The 18,582-nt window shown below is 39.7% G+C and carries 23 protein-coding genes; 3 read left to right on the top strand and 20 right to left on the bottom strand.

Annotated features, from left to right (window positions below; translation table 11 throughout):
• Positions 1 to 576 precede the first annotated feature (576 nt).
• Complete coding sequence (locus tag LC090_RS11755; protein ID WP_226658225.1) at positions 577 to 1,002, top strand: DUF2621 domain-containing protein; 426 nt, start codon at positions 577 to 579, stop codon at positions 1,000 to 1,002.
• A gap of 33 nt (positions 1,003 to 1,035) precedes the next feature.
• Here LC090_RS11755 and LC090_RS11760 read toward each other — a convergent pair whose 3' ends face one another.
• The 10 genes from LC090_RS11760 to yneA all read right to left on the bottom strand — a co-directional run bounded on the left by LC090_RS11760 (position 1,036) and on the right by yneA (position 6,525).
• The gene (locus LC090_RS11760; protein ID WP_226658226.1) at positions 1,036 to 1,524 is read right to left on the bottom strand and encodes a CcdC family protein; all 489 of its coding nucleotides are present in this window, start codon (positions 1,522 to 1,524) and stop codon (positions 1,036 to 1,038) included.
• 107 nt (positions 1,525 to 1,631) lie between these two features.
• Positions 1,632 to 2,090 carry a Na(+)/H(+) antiporter subunit B gene (locus LC090_RS11765; protein WP_226658227.1) on the bottom strand — a complete coding sequence of 153 codons (459 nt, stop codon included), beginning with the start codon at positions 2,088 to 2,090 and terminating at the stop codon, positions 1,632 to 1,634.
• Between the two features lie 20 nt (positions 2,091 to 2,110).
• A complete protein-coding gene (locus LC090_RS11770) occupies positions 2,111 to 2,821 on the bottom strand; it encodes a cytochrome c biogenesis protein CcdA (RefSeq protein ID WP_226658228.1) in 711 nt (236 codons plus the stop codon).
• Between the two features lie 105 nt (positions 2,822 to 2,926).
• On the bottom strand, positions 2,927 to 3,799 hold the full coding sequence (locus tag LC090_RS11775) for a M15 family metallopeptidase (protein WP_226658229.1): 873 nt from the start codon (positions 3,797 to 3,799) through the stop codon (positions 2,927 to 2,929).
• 113 nt (positions 3,800 to 3,912) lie between these two features.
• Positions 3,913 to 4,140, bottom strand: coding sequence for a YneF family protein (locus LC090_RS11780; RefSeq protein WP_098443499.1), 228 nt, complete (start codon positions 4,138 to 4,140; stop codon positions 3,913 to 3,915).
• Between the two features lie 92 nt (positions 4,141 to 4,232).
• The gene (gene sirA, locus LC090_RS11785) at positions 4,233 to 4,676 is read right to left on the bottom strand and encodes a sporulation inhibitor of replication protein SirA (RefSeq protein WP_226658230.1); all 444 of its coding nucleotides are present in this window, start codon (positions 4,674 to 4,676) and stop codon (positions 4,233 to 4,235) included.
• Between the two features lie 166 nt (positions 4,677 to 4,842).
• The gene (locus tag LC090_RS11790; protein ID WP_226658231.1) at positions 4,843 to 5,127 is read right to left on the bottom strand and encodes a HesB/YadR/YfhF family protein; all 285 of its coding nucleotides are present in this window, start codon (positions 5,125 to 5,127) and stop codon (positions 4,843 to 4,845) included.
• Between the two features lie 121 nt (positions 5,128 to 5,248).
• On the bottom strand, positions 5,249 to 5,485 hold the full coding sequence (locus LC090_RS11795; RefSeq protein WP_226658232.1) for a DUF896 domain-containing protein: 237 nt from the start codon (positions 5,483 to 5,485) through the stop codon (positions 5,249 to 5,251).
• Between the two features lie 65 nt (positions 5,486 to 5,550).
• Entirely contained in the window at positions 5,551 to 6,201 is a 651-nt protein-coding gene (locus tag LC090_RS11800) for a YneB family resolvase-like protein (RefSeq protein WP_226658233.1), read from the bottom strand.
• A 3-nt stretch (positions 6,202 to 6,204) separates the two neighbouring features.
• A complete protein-coding gene (gene yneA / locus LC090_RS11805; protein WP_226658234.1) occupies positions 6,205 to 6,525 on the bottom strand; it encodes a cell division suppressor protein YneA in 321 nt (106 codons plus the stop codon).
• Positions 6,526 to 6,679: 154 nt separating this feature from the next.
• On the opposite strand from yneA, the gene lexA reads away from it, so the two are divergent.
• Together lexA and LC090_RS11815 are read left to right on the top strand one after the other, a co-directional pair.
• Positions 6,680 to 7,300, top strand: a complete 621-nt coding sequence (gene lexA, locus LC090_RS11810; protein ID WP_159782425.1) for a transcriptional repressor LexA — start codon at positions 6,680 to 6,682, stop codon at positions 7,298 to 7,300.
• Between the two features lie 118 nt (positions 7,301 to 7,418).
• Positions 7,419 to 7,910: a ferritin gene (locus LC090_RS11815; protein ID WP_226658235.1), complete on the top strand. Its 492-nt coding sequence runs from the start codon at positions 7,419 to 7,421 to the stop codon at positions 7,908 to 7,910.
• A gap of 65 nt (positions 7,911 to 7,975) precedes the next feature.
• On the opposite strand, the gene LC090_RS11820 is transcribed toward LC090_RS11815, so the two are convergent.
• The 10 genes from LC090_RS11820 to LC090_RS11865 all read right to left on the bottom strand — a co-directional run bounded on the left by LC090_RS11820 (position 7,976) and on the right by LC090_RS11865 (position 18,427).
• Positions 7,976 to 9,655, bottom strand: coding sequence for an acyl-CoA dehydrogenase family protein (locus LC090_RS11820; RefSeq protein WP_226658236.1), 1,680 nt, complete (start codon positions 9,653 to 9,655; stop codon positions 7,976 to 7,978).
• A 265-nt stretch (positions 9,656 to 9,920) separates the two neighbouring features.
• A complete protein-coding gene (locus LC090_RS11825) occupies positions 9,921 to 10,433 on the bottom strand; it encodes a GNAT family N-acetyltransferase (RefSeq protein WP_226658237.1) in 513 nt (170 codons plus the stop codon).
• Between the two features lie 121 nt (positions 10,434 to 10,554).
• Positions 10,555 to 11,481 carry an ArsR/SmtB family transcription factor gene (locus LC090_RS11830; protein ID WP_226658238.1) on the bottom strand — a complete coding sequence of 309 codons (927 nt, stop codon included), beginning with the start codon at positions 11,479 to 11,481 and terminating at the stop codon, positions 10,555 to 10,557.
• Positions 11,482 to 11,591: 110 nt separating this feature from the next.
• Positions 11,592 to 12,971, bottom strand: coding sequence for an MFS transporter (locus tag LC090_RS11835; RefSeq protein ID WP_226658239.1), 1,380 nt, complete (start codon positions 12,969 to 12,971; stop codon positions 11,592 to 11,594).
• Positions 12,972 to 12,990: 19 nt separating this feature from the next.
• Positions 12,991 to 14,802: a glycoside hydrolase family 2 protein gene (locus tag LC090_RS11840; RefSeq protein ID WP_226658240.1), complete on the bottom strand. Its 1,812-nt coding sequence runs from the start codon at positions 14,800 to 14,802 to the stop codon at positions 12,991 to 12,993.
• Positions 14,803 to 15,574: 772 nt separating this feature from the next.
• Positions 15,575 to 16,108, bottom strand: coding sequence for a dihydrofolate reductase family protein (locus tag LC090_RS11845; protein ID WP_226658241.1), 534 nt, complete (start codon positions 16,106 to 16,108; stop codon positions 15,575 to 15,577).
• Between the two features lie 204 nt (positions 16,109 to 16,312).
• The gene (locus LC090_RS11850) at positions 16,313 to 16,552 is read right to left on the bottom strand and encodes a hypothetical protein (RefSeq protein ID WP_226658242.1); all 240 of its coding nucleotides are present in this window, start codon (positions 16,550 to 16,552) and stop codon (positions 16,313 to 16,315) included.
• A gap of 20 nt (positions 16,553 to 16,572) precedes the next feature.
• Positions 16,573 to 17,199: a TetR/AcrR family transcriptional regulator gene (locus LC090_RS11855; protein ID WP_226658243.1), complete on the bottom strand. Its 627-nt coding sequence runs from the start codon at positions 17,197 to 17,199 to the stop codon at positions 16,573 to 16,575.
• A 113-nt stretch (positions 17,200 to 17,312) separates the two neighbouring features.
• Entirely contained in the window at positions 17,313 to 17,522 is a 210-nt protein-coding gene (locus tag LC090_RS11860; protein ID WP_226658244.1) for a hypothetical protein, read from the bottom strand.
• A 137-nt stretch (positions 17,523 to 17,659) separates the two neighbouring features.
• The gene (locus LC090_RS11865; protein ID WP_226658245.1) at positions 17,660 to 18,427 is read right to left on the bottom strand and encodes a C40 family peptidase; all 768 of its coding nucleotides are present in this window, start codon (positions 18,425 to 18,427) and stop codon (positions 17,660 to 17,662) included.
• Positions 18,428 to 18,582: the final 155 nt, after the last annotated feature.

Here is an 18,582-nt window from a genome sequence, read left to right on the forward strand (position 1 = left end):
CTTCGTCCCTCTGATCGGGGCATCCTTTGTAAGAAGAACGATCAACTCCTCACACGTTATTCATCCTTCAAACAAAACTATCAAGTTGAGATTAATTGAAACCATATAGAACTGCCGCCTTTTTCTTACGATTCTCTTTCTTGTTCGATATCTTTTAGTTTACATATTATGTAATGAGGAAACTTGTATAGCGAATTGAATTGTCTAACAGATGAAGAAATATGATGAAGCATTTTTTCTTTAATCCTATATGAACATGCTACATTTTTGTATAACACCATAAGGCTGTCAGTCCCACTCCCCTCCCCTCTTCTCAACCAAACAGCAGCTATTTCAATGATGACACGAATCGCGAACTTCATCTATTTGATCTTTTGTTTACACAAGAGGCTCTTCAAAAGTTCGTTAACTTTAAATTAACTAGCCGTATCTCGTTGACTTGTGGTCACTTCGTTTCAGAAGTCATCAGATTCAACAGATGAAACGTAAACCTCACCCTCTTGATTAAAAAGCGCTTTCGGCGTATAATGTGACCGTATTCAACCAATTACAATAGTATGCCATGAGGTGAGTGCGTTGGCAGGATGGTTCCAGTGGTTTATCGTCGGATGGACTGTGATCTTAATATCATTGATTGCAATCGGTGGATTTTTTATGTTCCGCAAGTTTTTAAAACGCCTTCCGAAAGAAGATGGCAAGTCTATTCTCGACTGGCAAGAGCACTATATTGAACAAACGAAGCATATGTGGAGCAATGATCAGAAGAAACTCTTAGACGAATTAGTTGCCCCTGTCCCTGAATTGTTTCGCGATATTGCGAAATATAAGATCGCAGGAACGATAGGCGAGCTCGCGCTAAGAGAAAAAGCGAATAACATGTCTCAGGATTTAATAATACGAGGCTATATTATTGCAACTCCTAAGCGCGACCACAAATGGCTCATTAAAAAATTGAATGAAAAGCGAATCGACATGAGTCCTTATCATCATTTGCTCCAATAAAAAACTCGTTTAGCATAAGCTAAACGAGTTTTTTTATAACAATGTTTGATGGAGCCTTGTTCCATGTGTTCGACTTCGCTCTGTTTTCTTAAACTGATAATACATCGAAATTCTCCAAGGGACAATCATCCCGAAAGCCAGAACAAAGAAAAGCGAGCTTGTCTGAAGAACAGGTATTGATTCGCCAATAATTAATTTAAAAATAATCCGCACTAAAAGCAACCCAATTAAAATAAACGCAAAAGCCTTTGAACGGGTTAAATAGATCTGATTATCTTTAATTTCAAACTTCGACGTTCGAATAAGTAACAAAGAAAAAGCCGCACCTACTGATAGCGCTTCAATTGCTTCGTACCACGGAACTCTTGCATCCGGAACGACAAACATTAAAAAACCGGTTGCCATAAAAAACGGCGGAAGTATAATTTTTCTTATTGTTGCAGGTTTTTTTGAAGCTTTCAACCTGATTACGACCATTGCAAGAGCCATTATTGCTCCGACAATTGTACTTAAAATCAGCATATTCTCATCCCTCACCTATACCGTACTACCCATCATTCCCATTGTATGTGGAAGAGACAAAAAATACAAGCGCATGAAAAAAAGAACGGCCCTTAGCCGTTCTTTCTTTATGATTCACTTACTTTGGAAAGCTCTTCTTCCCCTTCATCGGCTGCGATACTTAAAATAATCGTCATCGTCACACCCACTACTGTAAAATAAACGCCAAGGTCAAATAGCATAGCTGTCGCTAAATGGGAATGACCAAGAATCGGCAGTTCAAAATAAGCGTCCGTATGACTCAAAAAAGGCTGCCCGAATACGAATGAGCCAATTCCAGTTAACACTGCAATCAAAAGGCCAATTGGAATAAAATTCTTAAAGTCAATTCGTATGACTCTCTTCATCGTTTTGAAACCGTATGAGATATAAAGAAGAACCAGGGCACCAGCCGTCATTAGTCCACCAATAAAGCCCCCACCAGGCGCATTATGACCCGCGAAAAATAAGTATATTGAAAATCCTAGAATGATAAAGACGATAATCGTCGTCGTCGTTTTAAGTATAAGGTCATTTGTTCCTTTCAAACCATTGCACCCTTTCCTAGTTAAAATCCTTGAAAGCCACCAAACAGGTTATTGACAAGGAATGACGTAAACATTGTCATAAAATTAAAGTATAGCAAAACGCCCATTACAATCATTAAGTACCCGCCAGCCTTCATAATGAACCGACTATTTTTCTTAATCCACTGCATTCGGCCGATAAAAAAGGACAGAATGAAAAAGGGTACTGAAAAACCAAGGGTATATGCGACCATGTACATGAAGCCAGCCCCAGGATTAGAAACACCGAGCGCAATAACCGCAGCTAAAATCGGTCCTGTACAGGGCGTCCAACCTGCCGCAAATCCCATTCCAATTAAAACGGAGCCAATAAAACCAGATGGACGATTCCGGATTTTCAAGCGGCGATCTTTCATCAAAAAATTCGGTGTCCAAAAACCAACGACAACAAGTCCAAAGACCACAATCAAAATAGCACCAACTTGTCGCAGAAGTTCTTTGTACTGAATAAACAAATTCCCAACTAGGGAAGTAGACATTCCTAATACAAGGAAAATAATCGAAAATCCGATGAGGAAGAAAATCGTATGAAAAATAGCTCGCCTTTGCATCATACCACGTTCTTCTTTCAAATCATCAACAGATACCCCTGTGATATAGGAAATAAACGCCGGATAAAGCGGTAGTACACACGGTGAGATAAATGATAAAAAGCCGGCACCGAACGCTAAAAACAAGTTCAAATCTGCCATTGAATTACTCCCTGTCTAATGCATGATCTTATCATGTGCATGTCATTACCATTTCAACCTTTATTGTAAACGATTTATCTTATTCAAACTATGAACATTCGATAACTATTTTTCTTCAGAGAAAAATTCTTCAAGCGTAACACCAGCTTTATGAACTTCAGTAGCGGCTTCTTTCCCTACATAGCGAACGTGCCACGGTTCATACTGATAGCCAGTAATATCTTCTTTGCCTTTTAAGTAACGAACAACGAAGCCATATTCATGCGCATGCTCTGCTACCCACTGTCCTTCTGGTGTATTCCCAAACTCTTCGGTAAGAGAACTTCCGAGGGAAGGCGTGCTAATATCCATCGTTAACCCGGTCTGATGTTCACTCTGGCCAGCCTGAGCACTTACCTGGTTCGCCACTTCTTCTCCACGCTGTTCAGCATTATAGGCAAAAATAGCTTCCTGACGCTCATAGGAGCGGTAACCAGAAACAGCTTTTAACTCAAATCCATCGTCCTTCGCACCAGCAAACATGTCTTCAAGAGCGGTAGCCGCTTCCTGAACCATTAACCTTTTCGGATCGTCTTTCGGCGCATAGGAAGAGACATCTGGTTCAACAAGGTTTTTTGGAACAAAGTCAGAAGGAAGATTACGCTCCTTATTAGCGACAACGTAAATACTATCTGGATTTGTTACAGTCAGATTTCCACTCTTCTTTTCAACGGTTTCAGCCATGGTAGGATAGGCTACTGAATCATCCTGTTTTTCATCATCTTTTTGATCCTCACGATCTTGATTCCCTTCTTGGTTATCATTATTTTGATTGTCTTTGTTTTGAGTTTCATCGGTATTTGCTGAATGATTCGTTTGCCCTTCATTCTCCGTTTGATTCTCCTGCTGGTTCGACGTTTGCGCATCATCTCCAGCCTGACATCCGGCTAAAAGCGCAAATGAAAGTCCTGTAGCTACTACTAAATTCTTCATTGTCATGTAAACACTTCCTGATTTTTTATAGTCTAATCTATCATACCATCACACCAATTAGACCCGTCAACCAAAATTACTCCATACAAAAAGCACTCTGTTACCAGAGTGCCGTTACGCTATTTATCGTTGTTTGTCATTTGACTATTCATAGCCTTCATCATCTGATTAATCTTCTTCTGAGAAGGTTTCTGCCCCATCTGCATCATCATTACACGAAGCATGTTTTCATTAATAGGGGGATTCTTCTTTAAATAGTCCATCATATATTTGCGGGCAATAAAAAAGCCAAGTGCTACTCCAGCAATCAACGCTAGCACGCCCACAAGCGTGTACATCCACCACATTCTAGATTTCCTCCTTATTCTTTCTCTTCCAATAGTGTACTACAACCCGTAATGATTATACAATAACGTCTACTAAAATAGTAGGAGTTTGTTCAAACTAGTTTCTGCTGTTTGATTGGGTTCAGCCATCCATATCGTCCTGATTGGAAGTCGATCGCAAAAAATGAAGGAGTTAATTTTCGAATTACTTCAAAAAAGACCGTTTCAGCTTCCGTCCCACCGCTCGCATAGACATTCATTTTCTCACTTCTAACAAACAAGGAAGCATCGCTTTTCGACTGCTTAATACTTAACCGATGTCCTGCGTTTTTGTATTCATACGTACGGAAACCGCCGAGTTCATTGACAAGATAGGTGTTTAACTCTTCTTCTGCTACAGGGTCAGTAATAAAGGCAACCTGTTTATCAAGAAGGTCTTTTTTATCTGTTTGGATCGCCTGCTTTCTTTCGAGGAAAAGTTGATACAAAAGATGTTCCTTACCAGCATAGTGAGCGGCGATTTGTTGTTTAACAAAATACATTTCATAATGCCTCATACTACTTCCCCCTTATCAGAGAATCAGAATCAAGTCATATAAAAAATAGTTTACACCACACTCTCTAAAAGGATTGTCTGAACCTGGAGCGGGACATCACTAGTTTTGTCGAAACAAAAAGGACCTGTACTATAACATATATGTTATAGTACAGGTCCTTTAACTGCTATGCCATACTCGGCAGGTCACAAAGAACGCCGCCGCAGCTTTCATCATAATCAAGTTTCATTTGATTAACAAACCATTGATCATCCGGTCGAACGAAGTAAGTAATGCCTCCGACTTCTTGCTTATAATCTTCATATGAAGGCCGATCAGACATGACTCCAAGGGAAAAACCACCGCTGTCTCCACTTCCTGCATAACGCACAAACAATCTTAGACAATCACCGTGACCAAGTTCCATCTCGTTTTTGTAAAACTCAGCTGCAGAATCAGTTACAACAAACATCCTATCCGCCCTCTCCGTTTTTGTATTAGTACATCTTGTTATAGTACAGTATAACGAATATTTAAAAAATTGCAACCATAAAAATAGCCTAATTTTGCTTTTAGCAAAATTAGGCTATTTTTTACTGAAGAAAGCTTCGATTTTTCTTACTTTCTTTCAATTTTTCTGGCGTTACATCTGTGCCTTCTTCATCCACTACTTTTATAGAGTGAAGCTGATTTTTGAAAGAAGAACGAAGGCTTGCTAGATATTCTTGGCGAAGATTCTTTTGTTCTTTTTTTTCAGCTTCTGTTAATGAAGACTCTTTTGATTTACGAGATAGCTCGTTAATTCGTTGAATTTTATCTTGAGAAAGCATATAAAAAGCTCCTTTACTGCATCTTGTACGTCTTATGCTAACGCATATTTTGACCATAGACAAGTTTAGTGCTTCTCACTCTGTTCGTCAACATATTCCTTGTAACGTCTATGTACAGTAGCCTTTGATGCATGGTGACCAAAGCCTTTAAGTGTTGCTGCAATCTCATGAAAAGTAAGACCTCGATTACGAAGGTTAACAATTTCTTCAATTGGCACATCAACACGATCTCGTCCACCGTGATGTTGATGACTTAAGTTTTGCTGTGGTCGATAGCCTTCTTTCACAGCTTTATCCATCCCGCGTTTAATTTTTAAATTATGAAGCTTTCGCTGAAACTCTTCAACTATACTCACAATTTCAAGAACCATCGAATCTGCTTCTGACAATTGAAGCTCCCCGTTTTGATTTACCGTATAAATGGTCCCGCCATACTTATGTACGGCGTGAAGAAGGGCAATTTTGGCGTTCCCTCTTCCAAGCCTTGTTTCATCTTGAATGAGCAGTGCCTCTACTTGCCCTCCTTTCAACAAATCAAGCACCTCGAGAATGCCATCTCGATCAATGTCATAACCGCTGTGCTTCTCTTCAATCAATTGATGAATGGTAAAACCTGACTGTGATGCAAAACGTTGCAACTCTTCTTTTTGCCTTGCAAGAGACGACTCCTGCGCTTCTTTTTTTGTGCTTACCCGACAATAAATAACGGCGTTCATTCTTTATTCTGTACCCCCAAGTGCGGTAGCGTTCGCTTCAACAGGGATGATGAGAGTATCTCCTGCTGTAATTCGATTGGCATCGATGCGATTGACGTCTTCAACCCAGCTTACAAATTTTTGATCAGACAACTCATGCGAGGAACGATATTCATCAGCAATTTCTAAAACCGTATCTCCCTGCTCCAATTGAATCGTTGTGTAACGATCATACTCCTCAGCTGCAGCTGTTCGCAAAGATACGAACACGATAATTAACACAGCTACAAAAGATATAATGACAAGAAAATCAATTCCAGACAAGCCCCCAGCTTGCTTTCTCATCCCAATCACCCCGTATACGAATATTTGTTCTGTTTTTAGTATAATCAGAACCTCTGTTCGTGTCAACTAATTTCTTCGAACTTATGTTTGTATGCGAACAAAAATTCTGGTATACTAGTAACAAATAGATAGATTGGAACGAGGTGCCAGAAATATGAAACTATCAAAGCGTCAGCAGGACATTCTGGACTTTATTAAAGTCGAAGTAAAACAAAAAGGATATCCACCATCTGTAAGAGAAATTGGCGAAGCCGTTGGACTTGCTTCAAGCTCCACTGTTCATGGTCACCTGGCAAGACTCGAGAAAAAAGGGTATATCAGAAGAGACCCAACGAAACCAAGAGCCATCGAAGTGCTTGGTCTTGATGAAGCAATCGACATTCCACGTCAACATACAGTGAATGTTCCTGTCATTGGTAAGGTAACAGCTGGTCAACCGATTACAGCGATTGAAAATGTAGAAGAGTATTTTCCACTTCCTGAGCAGTTTGCTCAAGATGAAGAGCACACCTTCATCCTTGTCATTGAAGGGGATAGTATGATTGAAGCTGGTATCTATAATGGTGATATGGTAATCGTGAAACAGCAGCCTACTGCAAACAACGGAGATATTGTTGTCGCAATGACAGACGATGGTGAAGCAACCGTTAAACGATTCTTTAAAGAAAGCAACTACTTCCGACTTCAACCGGAAAACTCATCGATGGAGCCGATTATTCTTGATTCTGTTTCGATCCTTGGTAAAGTGGTTGGTGTATTTCGCTCGATCCACTAGAAGCGCCATTTGCGCTTCTTTTTTTTTGTGTAAAAATTCATCGTTATTCAATTAGTCGTAACGAGACATCCACTTCCTTCATAGTGTGTGATGAAGCAAAATTTATGAGGTGATTAATGTGGTACAAAAAGAAGTTCAAGATCTTTTGAACACACTCATTCAAATTGAACACGTTTCAACTACGTTATACTTAGCAATGTCTGCTTACTTGGATCGCAAAAATTATACAGGAATGGCTAGTTGGTTACGAATTCAATCTGATGAAGAACGTACGCATCTTCTTACGCTTATTAATTATTTAGCTGGAAAAGATGGCGTGGTGGAATTAAGTGCTCTCCCGGAACAATCGACAGACTTTGGAACGCCCCTTGAAACGTTCGAGCAAGTCTTAGAACACGAGCAATATGTGACGAATTCTTACCGACAGGCTTATAACTACATTAAAAAAATCGATCCGCAAACGGCCGTCATCGTACAGGATTTCCTTCGCGAACAGATTGATGAAGAAGCACAGGCACTCACGATTGTTGAAAGGCTGAAATTGGCTGGAGACAATACGTCCGCTCTCCTCCTGATCGATCAAGAACTAGGTCAGAGGCAGCCTGGATAAGGTTTCGATAGATCCTCAAAAACACCTCACCTTCAGGAATGAGAAGGTGAGGTATTCTTTTTTTGTCAGTTCCTTTGTAATTGAGTATAGACTGGTGTACTTTCGATGATAAGCTCATAATGATTTAACGTAAGCTCACTAATTGAATAGGGATCCTTCCGCAGGGCTTGCTCGATAAAAATTTCTGCAATTGCGTGCTTCCTTTCCCCACTAGCTGCATCCTTTAACGCAATCGTACACTCAAAAATATCCGTTAACCATTTCGTGATTCGTTTACAGTGATACGTCTGCATGGCGTGCTCCATTTGACAGATTTGATTAATGCGCACGTGTGCTGATTGAATGGCTGTAATCACCTTTTTCGCTTCCTCCGATAAGGCTTCAGGGAGATCATCGAGCTCTTTCTTCATTTTAGCGAAAAATAAATGATGAATCTCATACTTCTGAATTAAACGCAGCACTTCAAGGCCAAGGATATTTCCTGTTCCTTCCCATACAGTTAATACCTGTGCATCCCGAAGCAACCGTGGTGTAACAAAATCTTCAATGTAGCCATTTCCTCCGTGCATTTCAATCGCTTCATGGGAAAAGTGAACCGCCTGCTCTGCCGACTCTTTTTTTACCAGTGCAATCAGTAAGCGATTTAACGCCTGATCCTCTTTGCTCACACTTTGACCGCTTGCGACTCTATCAAAAAGCGCAATACTCGAGAAGATCGCACTCATCTCTACTTCCTGCTTCACTTTCATATTCACAAGTGATTCTCGTATCATCGGAAAGTCCTTTAATTTTTGTTTAAAAGCACTTCTCTCATACGCATAGCTTTTCGCTTCAAGATAAGCTCGCTGCATAATCCCTACTGACGCAATCGCATTGCAAAGGCGAGATAAGTTTAACGCTTCTGCCATGTAGGAAAACCCTTTTGTTGCCTCTCCCACAAGGAATGCTTTTGATCCTTCAAGAAGGACTTCCGCAGATGGAACTGCTTTAACTCCTAACTTATCTTTTAATCTTCTAATGGTAAGGTTGTTGTTCGATCCATCTTCTTTTTTCCACGGAACTAAAAACAAGCTTAGCCCCTTTGTCCCTGGTATTTGGTCATCGATGCGGGCTAATACCATCGCAACACCGCATGCGCCTGCATTACTCGCAAAATATTTCTCTCCTGTTAATCGGTAATGATCTCCTTCTTTTACAGCACGTGTTTCATTCGCACCCACGTCCGATCCACCCTGACGTTCCGTTAGAAAAGTGGCTCCTTCGAATAGCTCGATATCACCTGTCGCAAGGACATGTGGCAAAAATTTGTTCTTCAACTTCTCATTCGCATAATGATCAAGTAAATAAGCCGTTGCCATCGTTAATGTTACCGGACAATAGAAGCCCGGTTCAGTTTGCGATAGAAGATACCCCTGGGCAAAGGAATAAATGTAATTACCTTTCTTACCTAACCCAGGAATTTCTTTATGAATATAGCCGACAATCCCACGGTCGTATGTCTGCTTAACGGTCTTGAGATAGCCTTCATTTCGCCAAACAAAAGAAATGTCATTGCCCATCTTGTCATACTTTACTAATCTTGGCTGCCCCTCTTGATCGGTATGACGCGCGCGTTCATCAATCTCATTTGCACAAAGCTCACCGTATTCCATCAGTTCTTCTTCCGCCCACTGAAAGAAATCGAGATCTAAGTACTCTTTTAAAAGAAAGGCTAAATTTGGATCCTCATGATAAAAGTTTCTCATCGTTTTACTCCTTTCGAATGAATCGTTTTAAGCAGTGATTTTTAATTTTCTAGCTCAAAGTATTCCTATTTGATCGCATCAAATAGTTCAACACTCCCCATTATCATACTGAAATCTTATAAAGACTGAATTTTCTGTTGTTTAAAGCATACCATTTAACTTAACATTAAGCGCAATTTTTTTCCTACACAAATAAGCCATCTTCCTCTTCACTGGCGAGAAACGATAGCTATTCGGACGTTTTTTATTTTTCTAAGGATCCATCTTAATTTCTCCACTGGTAATGAAGCAATTTTACTTTGTTGCCATTTAGATCGACTTCATTGTGATCGGTATCGATATAGGTAAATCCATTTTTCGTAAGGATTTTTTGTGAGGCTATATTATTTGTTGTCGTCCTTGCGGAAATGCGTTGCACGTATTCGTTCTTACTCATCTCGTCTAACAGAAGTTTAAGAGCGATCGAAGCGATTCCTATTCCGGTATATTTCTCACCGATTCGATAACCGAGCTCGGCTTTTCCATTAGACGCATCGAAGTCTACTAAATTGATTCTCCCTAAAATAGTGAAACTTTCATCTCTAATTAAATAGAATATTGATATCCCCTGTGCCTGCTCGATTAATAACTGATCGAATTTGTTTTTGAACGATTCATAGTGATAATAATCATCGCCACGATCAGGCACCATCATCCTAAAGTAAGATCGGTTTTCGTTTTCAAACTGAAATAATGTCTCAGCATCCGTTTCTTGTAGTTTTGCAATGCGTACTTTCATCTAGCCAGATCCCCCACTCTATTTAAGACGTGCTTATCGAATATCGCCCCAATGATGATTCAAAGTATCCGTAACTTGATAAAAACAACTTACAGAACCGACCTTACTCACTATTACTCTTTTAATTTTCTGTATTTGGTTCATATTTAATATGAACCACAATCCCCTGTTCATGATTACCGAACTTAGGTCCAAATAAATTCATACCGCCGTTATTGACAGCGTCTTCTTTTATTCCTAAACGAAAGGCAATGTAAGGGTAATGAGATAACTTAAAATCATCGATGGTCAGGTCGGATGTTTTTTCACCATCTACATAACAACCGCTCTTATTAAGTTTCCAATGCTTTAACACACCATACTGTGTTAAATTGGTGCGCCACCATTCAGGCGTTAACTGACCCCTCTCCCCACCAAAATCACCTGGGGATGTCCACGTTCCGATTTCTTCATGATTTACCCACGCTGTGATGTCTGACGGCCAGTCTAATTTATGATTGGGTGCTTCAGAACAAATCTCAGCACTTATTTCTAATTCAGTTGCCTTAAAACCATAAGGAATGCGGTTTGGAAAACGATATTCAACATACCCATCTTTAAAATATAATAGTTGAGCTTTCTTTCGATCGGGTTCATAAAAAGAGCGAGGGTCATCCTGCATACCGATAAAACCATTCTCATCTACAATGCCACAATTCGGAATCACATAACAGTCAAGATAATCTCCTATTGGCATTTCGTAAGTTACCTGATGTTCTTCCTTCTTTTCATCGGAAGTATATAAATCAACCACAATACGATCATAATTCATCGCACTCACTTTTTGCGTTCCTCTTCCTGGTACTAGCTCGGTGACGATGAGATCAACTTCTTCTAATTTACTAACATGTGTTGCTGTTGTTGAAAAAGGCAATCCAAGCTTTTCCGCTAAATCATTCACATTGTAAGGTTTCTCACTAAGCAACTTAAGAATTTGCACACGTGTTTGATTCGCAAGAGCTTTATTAATTGGCACCATGTTCTCAAAGGTTAGCTGCAACTTTTTCAAATAACTCCCACCTTTATCCATCTTCTATTCCTAGGAACAATTATAACAAACTATCGTTAAAACAGTAGTAGCCCCCTGCTAAGGGAGCTACTATTGTTATGGGACTTATTCTATTGTTCTCTCACTTTCCTTTCGTGCAGCTTTTCAACGATTACATTGTACTCATCTTCCGTATAAGAGTAGAAATACATCACAATCAATCTTATGAGAGAGCCAAGTGCAGGTAATAAAGCGATTACAAAAAACATCATATCGAGCGTAAAATCCGTTTGCGCTTCATTCGGACGATAATGAATCCATGTCAAGATCAGCCCAGTTGCACCACCAGCAATCGCTACAGATAGTTTCCCCGTAAATGTTTGTCCCGAGAAGATGATTGCTTCGTTTCGTTTCCCGGTTTTCAATTCGGTATATTCGATGGTTTCTGCTAACATGGACGAAATCAATGGCCCTGTTGCTGTGTATAGCAGCATGGTGATCGCGATAAAAACAAAGGACACAAATACACTCGAGTAACCAACAGCAAACCAGATGACTCGGATGACAATATCAAGGGCAACAATGGTCATAAGCATATGCTTTTTCTTAAACCGCTTCGCTAGAGTAGGGATTACGAAGAACCCGACGCAGCTCGCTAAGCTAATAATCCCGAATATCGACATTAATGAAGCGTTTCCAAGATTGTATGTGAAAAAGAACACGTTTAAGGCCTGGGTAATGTTCATAAAAACATTACAAAAGAAAACGACTAATACGGCGAACATTGGTTTGTTTGCTTTGATGGCACGTGCTGCGTCAGAGAGCTTTACTTTTGTCTTAGGAGCTTTCACACGTTCCTTCGTATTTTTGAATCCATTCAGCATAATTGGTAATGCAAAAACCATAAGCACCACCGTTGCGAGGAAATATCCTCGTCCAACGTCGTCTCCACCTAACCACTCAGCAAGGGGGACAAATAAGACTGGCGATAAAGCGATACCGGCGAAAACGCCCATATTTGCAAATGTAATTAATTTCGTTCGCTGCTGAGCATCCTGACTCATGACAGAGGAAAGCGACCAGTAGGGTACATCAGACACCGTATAGATCATCCCCCAAAGAACATACGTTCCACCCGCATAAATTAACTTGGCTGTCGGACTTAAACCATCTAAGGGGAGAAAACAGACAATCGTGATGATCGAAACGAAAAACGGCATGTACTTTAAATAAGGTCGAAACTTTCCGTGCTTTGAATGAAGCGTATCCATTACAGAAGCCATCATCGGATCATTAATCGCATCCCACGTTCTGGCAATCAGGAAGATAATACTTGCTGCTGCAGCGGATATTCCGAGAATATCCGTATAGAAAAAGAGAATGTAAGAACCGACTAATCCAAAACTTATACATTGTCCAAACCCATAACCAAAATAAGAAGCAAATTCTTTCGGTCGAATTTCCTCTTTCGTTTCGATATGAGGTGAAGCATACTTTTTCGCTGTTTCCATGGTTTATTTCCTCCCTGTATTATTCAAAGATAAAACCGTTGGACTGCCTGGATAATAAGATTTTCTTTATTTTTTTAGGATCAAATTTATAGTCATGATGATGGTTAAGAAGCCCATTCACTTCCTGCTCTATATCTGTTAGTTGCGTATAGCAAAAGCCTTGTATCGCGTCATTCTCCATAATCACTTTTGTTAGTGCCTCTAATCGTTCGAGTACTTCATCCTCTGTTTGAGGACGACTACCATAGCCCCACTCAACATCACTTTGTTCATTACCGTAAGCAATACCGCCATATTCACTGATCATGATCGGTTCCCCACTGTACGCATAGCCTTTCGCGTAATTTTGCTTGCGACTTGTTTTTGATGGACTACCATTTACAAAATCCATCTTCTCATAGCTATTTCTTAGAGATTCCTCATCAGAATTGTAATCATGTATCGTCAAGATATCGGTTAGCGTATGTTCCCACCCATCATTTCCTACTACAAGGCGACTCGGATCCTGAGCCTTTGTCTGATAATAGAGAGCGTTTACAAATGCCTGCTGATCTTCTCGGTGGTAGATTTCATTCACTCCCCACGATTCATTCATCAGGGTATAAACAATAACTGACGGATGGTTATAATGTTTTTGCACCATCTCTTTCGTTTCATTCATCATGCGAATCATCGACATGCTACTAAACTTATAACTACTTGGCATCTCAGCCCACACGACTAAGCCTATTTCGTCACAAAGAGCTAAGTACCGTCTGTCCGCAATGGTTTGATGCCGCCGAACACCGTTGAACCCCATCTCCTTCACTTTAAGAAGATCAGACTTCATCTGCTCGTAATCCGCTGTCATCAACGAATCGTTATAATAGCCCTGATCGAGAATTAGCTTTTGGTAAAAGGTATCTCGATTTAATAGAATTTTACCGTCCTGACTTTCAATGCTTCTCATCCCAAAATAACTCTCGACCGTATCCACAATTTCTTGATCGACATAGAGTTGAAACGTTACATCATACAACTTTGGTGTATTTGGCGTCCAATAAAAGGTCCGAAAATCAGCTTGATCGGATTCAACGTTGGCGGTGAGCTCAACAGACGTTTGATTATCTTTCACCCATACGCCTACGGTATTGATCCACTCCCCTTTAAAAGAAACCGTTGCCTCGAAGTAAGCTTTTTTCTTTTCCCGAGGTAGAATCGCTTCAATCGTGAGTTTCCCTTCTTCCACTCGAGGCGTCATCCTGACATCCTCAATATACTGAAAAGGCACTTCCTCAAGCCAAACCGATTGCCAAATACCTGTCGTTCTAGAATACCAGCATAAAAAGTTGTCATCTTTCCATGACTGTTTTCCAACTGGCTGCTCCACACTGTTACGATCTTCCACCCGAACGACGATTGTGTTCTCGCCATCACAGATGGCATTCGTAATGCAAAAGCTAAATGGGGTATGCCCACCTTCATGCTCACCGACCACTTCTCCATTCACCCAAACTTTCGTGTGATAATCGACAGCTTCAAAATGCAGTAAAAGCTTTTTATCACTGTCTTTCTCCCAATGAAATTCACGCTTATACCACACCACTTCGTGATCTCCATCTACTTCAACGCCAGATTTTTTACTCTGGTAAGCGCAAGGCACTTGAATTGTTTGCGTGAAATCTTTCTTTTGATCATATAATTGTTCAATTTCGCCACGATCTTCATCATCTAATTCAAACTGCCATTCTCCATTTAAGTCGTACCATTCAGTCCGTTTGAACTGCGGTCGAGGATACTCCTTTTCCGTACTCGCTCTTTTTTGTAAAACATATGTGGTCTTGATCGCCATGCAACCTTCCTCCTCTAATGCTCCTGCACCCTCACAAGTAAGGGCTTTCATTAATTATTTTCTATTATTACATAATTATAAGTTTCATTACAACTAAAATAGTAATAAAAAGCAAAATAGTTTTAAAATAGAGTTTTGATTGTTACGTCTTAGGAGATTAACTTCAAACGATGATACAAAACAGGATCATGATAATCGAATTTAAGCAATTCACTAAAACAGTTGCCTCATACGTAAATAAGCCCTCACAGTAAAAAGTGAGCGCTTGATGATCGAATATCTCTGTATATGTGAAAAAGTTAATTTTCACTGCTTTAATTACGTTACCTACAGGCTTTTATATCATTTGTTCAGCCAAAATCGCATAAATAAACGGCTTCCATTTCATTCAGCGTCACCTCTAGCATACTAGTCACATAGCACTTTTTCTAAAACTTTTAAGAAGAGGCAATTTCACGTTCTTCTATGTCATTGTGTAACGCTTCTTTTGCTTGATCTGGTTTAGAGTAACCTGTAAGATTGTTCGATGCATTTCATGAATACACTCCTCTAAAAAACATACCGCTACTACTCCAAACACCACAATTCCTCCTACAAGTGGACCAGACTAAGACAAACCCTAAAATCATCGCTAAATGTAAATACAAATAACTCCAATTACACGACACCATGTATTTACCATCTAATGAGATACGTCTTTCATCTCAAACAAAAAAAGCCATCTTTGAAACAACATACTTGTTGCGCTCATAGAACGGCTTTTCTATTTGGATTATGCTTTATCAATCCGATAATGTAGCTGTGCAAACTGTCCATACTGCCGCACATCGGTTAATTCAAGATTATGTTTAACGTCGCTTTTCTGAAACAGCGGAATTCCTTTACCAATTAACGCTGGTGCTAAGGAGATAATAAATTCATCAATCAAATTTTTCTCAAGAAATTCATGAACGAGTACACCACCACCAATGAGCCAGATCGTTCCACCACCCTGCTCGTTTAATCGTTCAATGAGTGACGGTGGATCTTCCGATGTGAATGTCACATCTTCTGTATTTTCTCTTGATTGAGTCGTATACACATAGGACATTTTCCCCTCGTACGGGTTTGCTCCATCCTCCTGCTCCATCACCCAGTCATACGTACGTCGCCCCATGATCAAAGTATCAACGTCTTTCATGAACGATTCGTAACCGGCGTCTCCTTCAGGTTCAGTTTTAAAAAGCCAGTCGAGTGAGTCATCTTCCGTTGCCACATAACCGTCAACGCTTGTTGCGATATACACAGATACTTTTCGGTTTGTCATTGAACTAACACCTCTATGTCATTACGTCTTTAAGATATCCACTATATGAAATGGTGGTACCGCTTATACCTTTACTATTGTTAAACTCTCCTATTGAATTGCAATTCATCAAAAAAGGTTCCCTCGTGGACAACTACGTAAAGGAACCTATGTTTTTCAATTAGAATATCGGCGATTCTTTTCACTTCACTATTATAGACTATGTTATAAAATGTTTTTATTTTGAAAATGGGAGGTGATGGATAACATTCTTTCTTTTCGAGTAAGGTCATAATTAAGGTCTGATAATTCAATAATCATTTCTTCAGATAACCCCAAAAGAATGCTTAAATCTTTAATCGTTGGATTCATTAATTGGTTTTTGTAAAAGCGAATACCCAATCTAAGCTGATTTTGAAAAATTTCCTCTTTTCTTTGAGTACTCCTCTTTTGTAACACCCGCACGAACATCATCTCCCATATCATTAATTCAAATGGCTTACTGGTACTTTTTCATCTCTTTTTTCGATGCCAGTCCAGAATACCTCAAACATCGTTTCAATCAGTAATTCATGATTAGAAATCGTTCCATATAAGTGTTGAAGAGACGCAGAACCAATCAAAGAATAAAATGTGATAGCTAAATAAGGAACTTCAAAATTATTTTTAATCACACCTTCCACTTGTCCCTGTCTAAATATTTGTTCGAGAAAGCGCAACGTACTTACTTTTGCTTCTACGATTTTTGAATTTACAATGTGTTCAATATCTTCGGGAGGTGAGATTTGATTCTTTTTCCAAAAGATCGAAATGTCCGACTCTTGATTAGAAGTATCCTTTGCTTTAAGAAGCATGTGGTATAAAACGTTTTTATCAAATGTCTTAGGGAGATTCTTTCGCCCATCTAGCCAATACTGATCATGAAAGTCTAGTACATAATCAAGTACACTGAGATACAATTCTTCTTTTCCACTGAAATAACTGTAAATCGATGACTTTGTAAGATTCGTTTCGTTCGCTATTTCTGAAATAGAGGCACCTTCGTAGCCTTTTTTAGCAAAGAACTTCAAAGAATTCTTAATGATTTTTCGCTTGGTTTCTAACTTCCTCACCTCCCCTCCGAACGTTCGGTCATAAACATAATAAGGTAAAAATCACAATATTTCAACTATTAATGCGCGATTTACCAGATTAAAAAAACATGCTTTCGATTCGTATGACTGAATTACCCGATGATAGGCTGCTCTTTACCACTTAGAAGATCATTGATCATTTGTTTATGCTCACTAAAAAGATCTTCTGGTAGCTCATTCAGCGAGAAAAAGGCAGTTTTATATGACTCGTCACTCCCTCGTAACTCACCTTCAAAATCTTCACATCTGAAAAGAATTTGAACCGGCGAAACCTGATCGCCGTTGTGTTGTACGTAATCCATGACTAACCTCCATTCTATCCTTATGTACATTTACCACTATATTCATATTTGAAGTGGCTGTAAATGAACATGAAAGACTTATGGCTATTCCGTTTTTCCATAGAAAAAAGCCAGTGCTTGGGGCACCGGCTTCGGATTTATTTGAATGATTTAACACCTAAATAATGGTCTTGCCAAAAGTCGTAGCTAAGATCAGAGACTTCTACACCACTGCTACCAGCGTGGATAATTTTGTTGTCGCCGATATAGATTCCACTATGTGAAGCGCCTTCTACATCATATGTGCCTTCAAAAAAGACAACATCCCCGATCGCTGGAGAAGCTACCTCTGTCCCATCATATTTCCACATATCACGTTCTGTCCGTGATAAGTCGACTCCAACTTCATTAAACACATACTGAATGAAGCCACTGCTGTCAAATCCATCTGGTGTCGTTCCGCCCCATACATATGGCGTTCCAATTAAGCTTTTCGCAATGGAGACGACTTCAGATTGCGAGGCGGACTCAGTAGGTTCTTCATCTGAAGTTGGTTCAGTAGCTCCGGAATCCACAGCAGATAGCGCGCTCATAACCTCAGGGCCAGCTATACCATCTACAGTTAGTCCTTCGTCTTCTTGAAAATCTTTAACGGCCGCTTCTGTGATTTGACCAAAAATACCATCGACATGATATGTATAATAACCGAGAGATTCAAGTTCTGTTTGTAGTGCGGTAACAGCCTCGCTTCGATCTCCACTATTTAGAACGTTATTTGATGAAGAGCTAACAGAATCACTTTGCTTCACCTCATTTGAATCGACCTGAGCAAACGCCCCATCACTTAAGACCGGCGAAAAGACCATCGCGGCCACCAAAGTAGATGAAACAACAGTTTTTCGTACATTTAATCTAGATTTGTTCATGTAAATTCCTCCTGTAGCTGATTCTAGCTGAAGTCTGGCAACTTGATAGATAGATGAAAATTTAGGATATGTAACTACTAGCAAACTAGGTGCCGTGTGATTTCCACACTCCTTCGAGCTGATTTACTCAGTCTAACAGAAAAGTTCTATCATGA

This window comes from Guptibacillus hwajinpoensis (assembly GCF_020524165.1).
GTDB lineage: Bacteria > Bacillota > Bacilli > Bacillales > Guptibacillaceae > Guptibacillus > Guptibacillus hwajinpoensis_D.

Coding starts and splice junctions, on each gene's coding strand:
- LC090_RS11795 (WP_226658232.1), bottom strand. CDS start 5,485: ATGCTTTCTCAAGATAAAATTCAACGAATTAACGAGCTATCTCGTAAA.
- LC090_RS11770 (WP_226658228.1), bottom strand. CDS start 2,821: ATGGCAGATTTGAACTTGTTTTTAGCGTTCGGTGCCGGCTTTTTATCA.
- LC090_RS11825 (WP_226658237.1), bottom strand. CDS start 10,433: ATGAAAGTACGCATTGCAAAACTACAAGAAACGGATGCTGAGACATTA.
- LC090_RS11835 (WP_226658239.1), bottom strand. CDS start 12,971: ATGGAAACAGCGAAAAAGTATGCTTCACCTCATATCGAAACGAAAGAG.
- LC090_RS11780 (WP_098443499.1), bottom strand. CDS start 4,140: ATGTGGTGGATGTACACGCTTGTGGGCGTGCTAGCGTTGATTGCTGGA.
- LC090_RS11775 (WP_226658229.1), bottom strand. CDS start 3,799: ATGACAATGAAGAATTTAGTAGTAGCTACAGGACTTTCATTTGCGCTT.
- lexA (WP_159782425.1), top strand. CDS start 6,680: ATGAAACTATCAAAGCGTCAGCAGGACATTCTGGACTTTATTAAAGTC.
- LC090_RS11790 (WP_226658231.1), bottom strand. CDS start 5,127: ATGTTTGTTGTAACTGATTCTGCAGCTGAGTTTTACAAAAACGAGATG.
- sirA (WP_226658230.1), bottom strand. CDS start 4,676: ATGAGGCATTATGAAATGTATTTTGTTAAACAACAAATCGCCGCTCAC.
- yneA (WP_226658234.1), bottom strand. CDS start 6,525: ATGAGAAAGCAAGCTGGGGGCTTGTCTGGAATTGATTTTCTTGTCATT.
- LC090_RS11800 (WP_226658233.1), bottom strand. CDS start 6,201: ATGAACGCCGTTATTTATTGTCGGGTAAGCACAAAAAAAGAAGCGCAG.
- LC090_RS11845 (WP_226658241.1), bottom strand. CDS start 16,108: ATGACAAACCGAAAAGTATCTGTGTATATCGCAACAAGCGTTGACGGT.
- LC090_RS11865 (WP_226658245.1), bottom strand. CDS start 18,427: ATGAACAAATCTAGATTAAATGTACGAAAAACTGTTGTTTCATCTACT.
- LC090_RS11840 (WP_226658240.1), bottom strand. CDS start 14,802: ATGGCGATCAAGACCACATATGTTTTACAAAAAAGAGCGAGTACGGAA.
- LC090_RS11860 (WP_226658244.1), bottom strand. CDS start 17,522: ATGGATTACGTACAACACAACGGCGATCAGGTTTCGCCGGTTCAAATT.
- LC090_RS11760 (WP_226658226.1), bottom strand. CDS start 1,524: ATGCTGATTTTAAGTACAATTGTCGGAGCAATAATGGCTCTTGCAATG.
- LC090_RS11820 (WP_226658236.1), bottom strand. CDS start 9,655: ATGAGAAACTTTTATCATGAGGATCCAAATTTAGCCTTTCTTTTAAAA.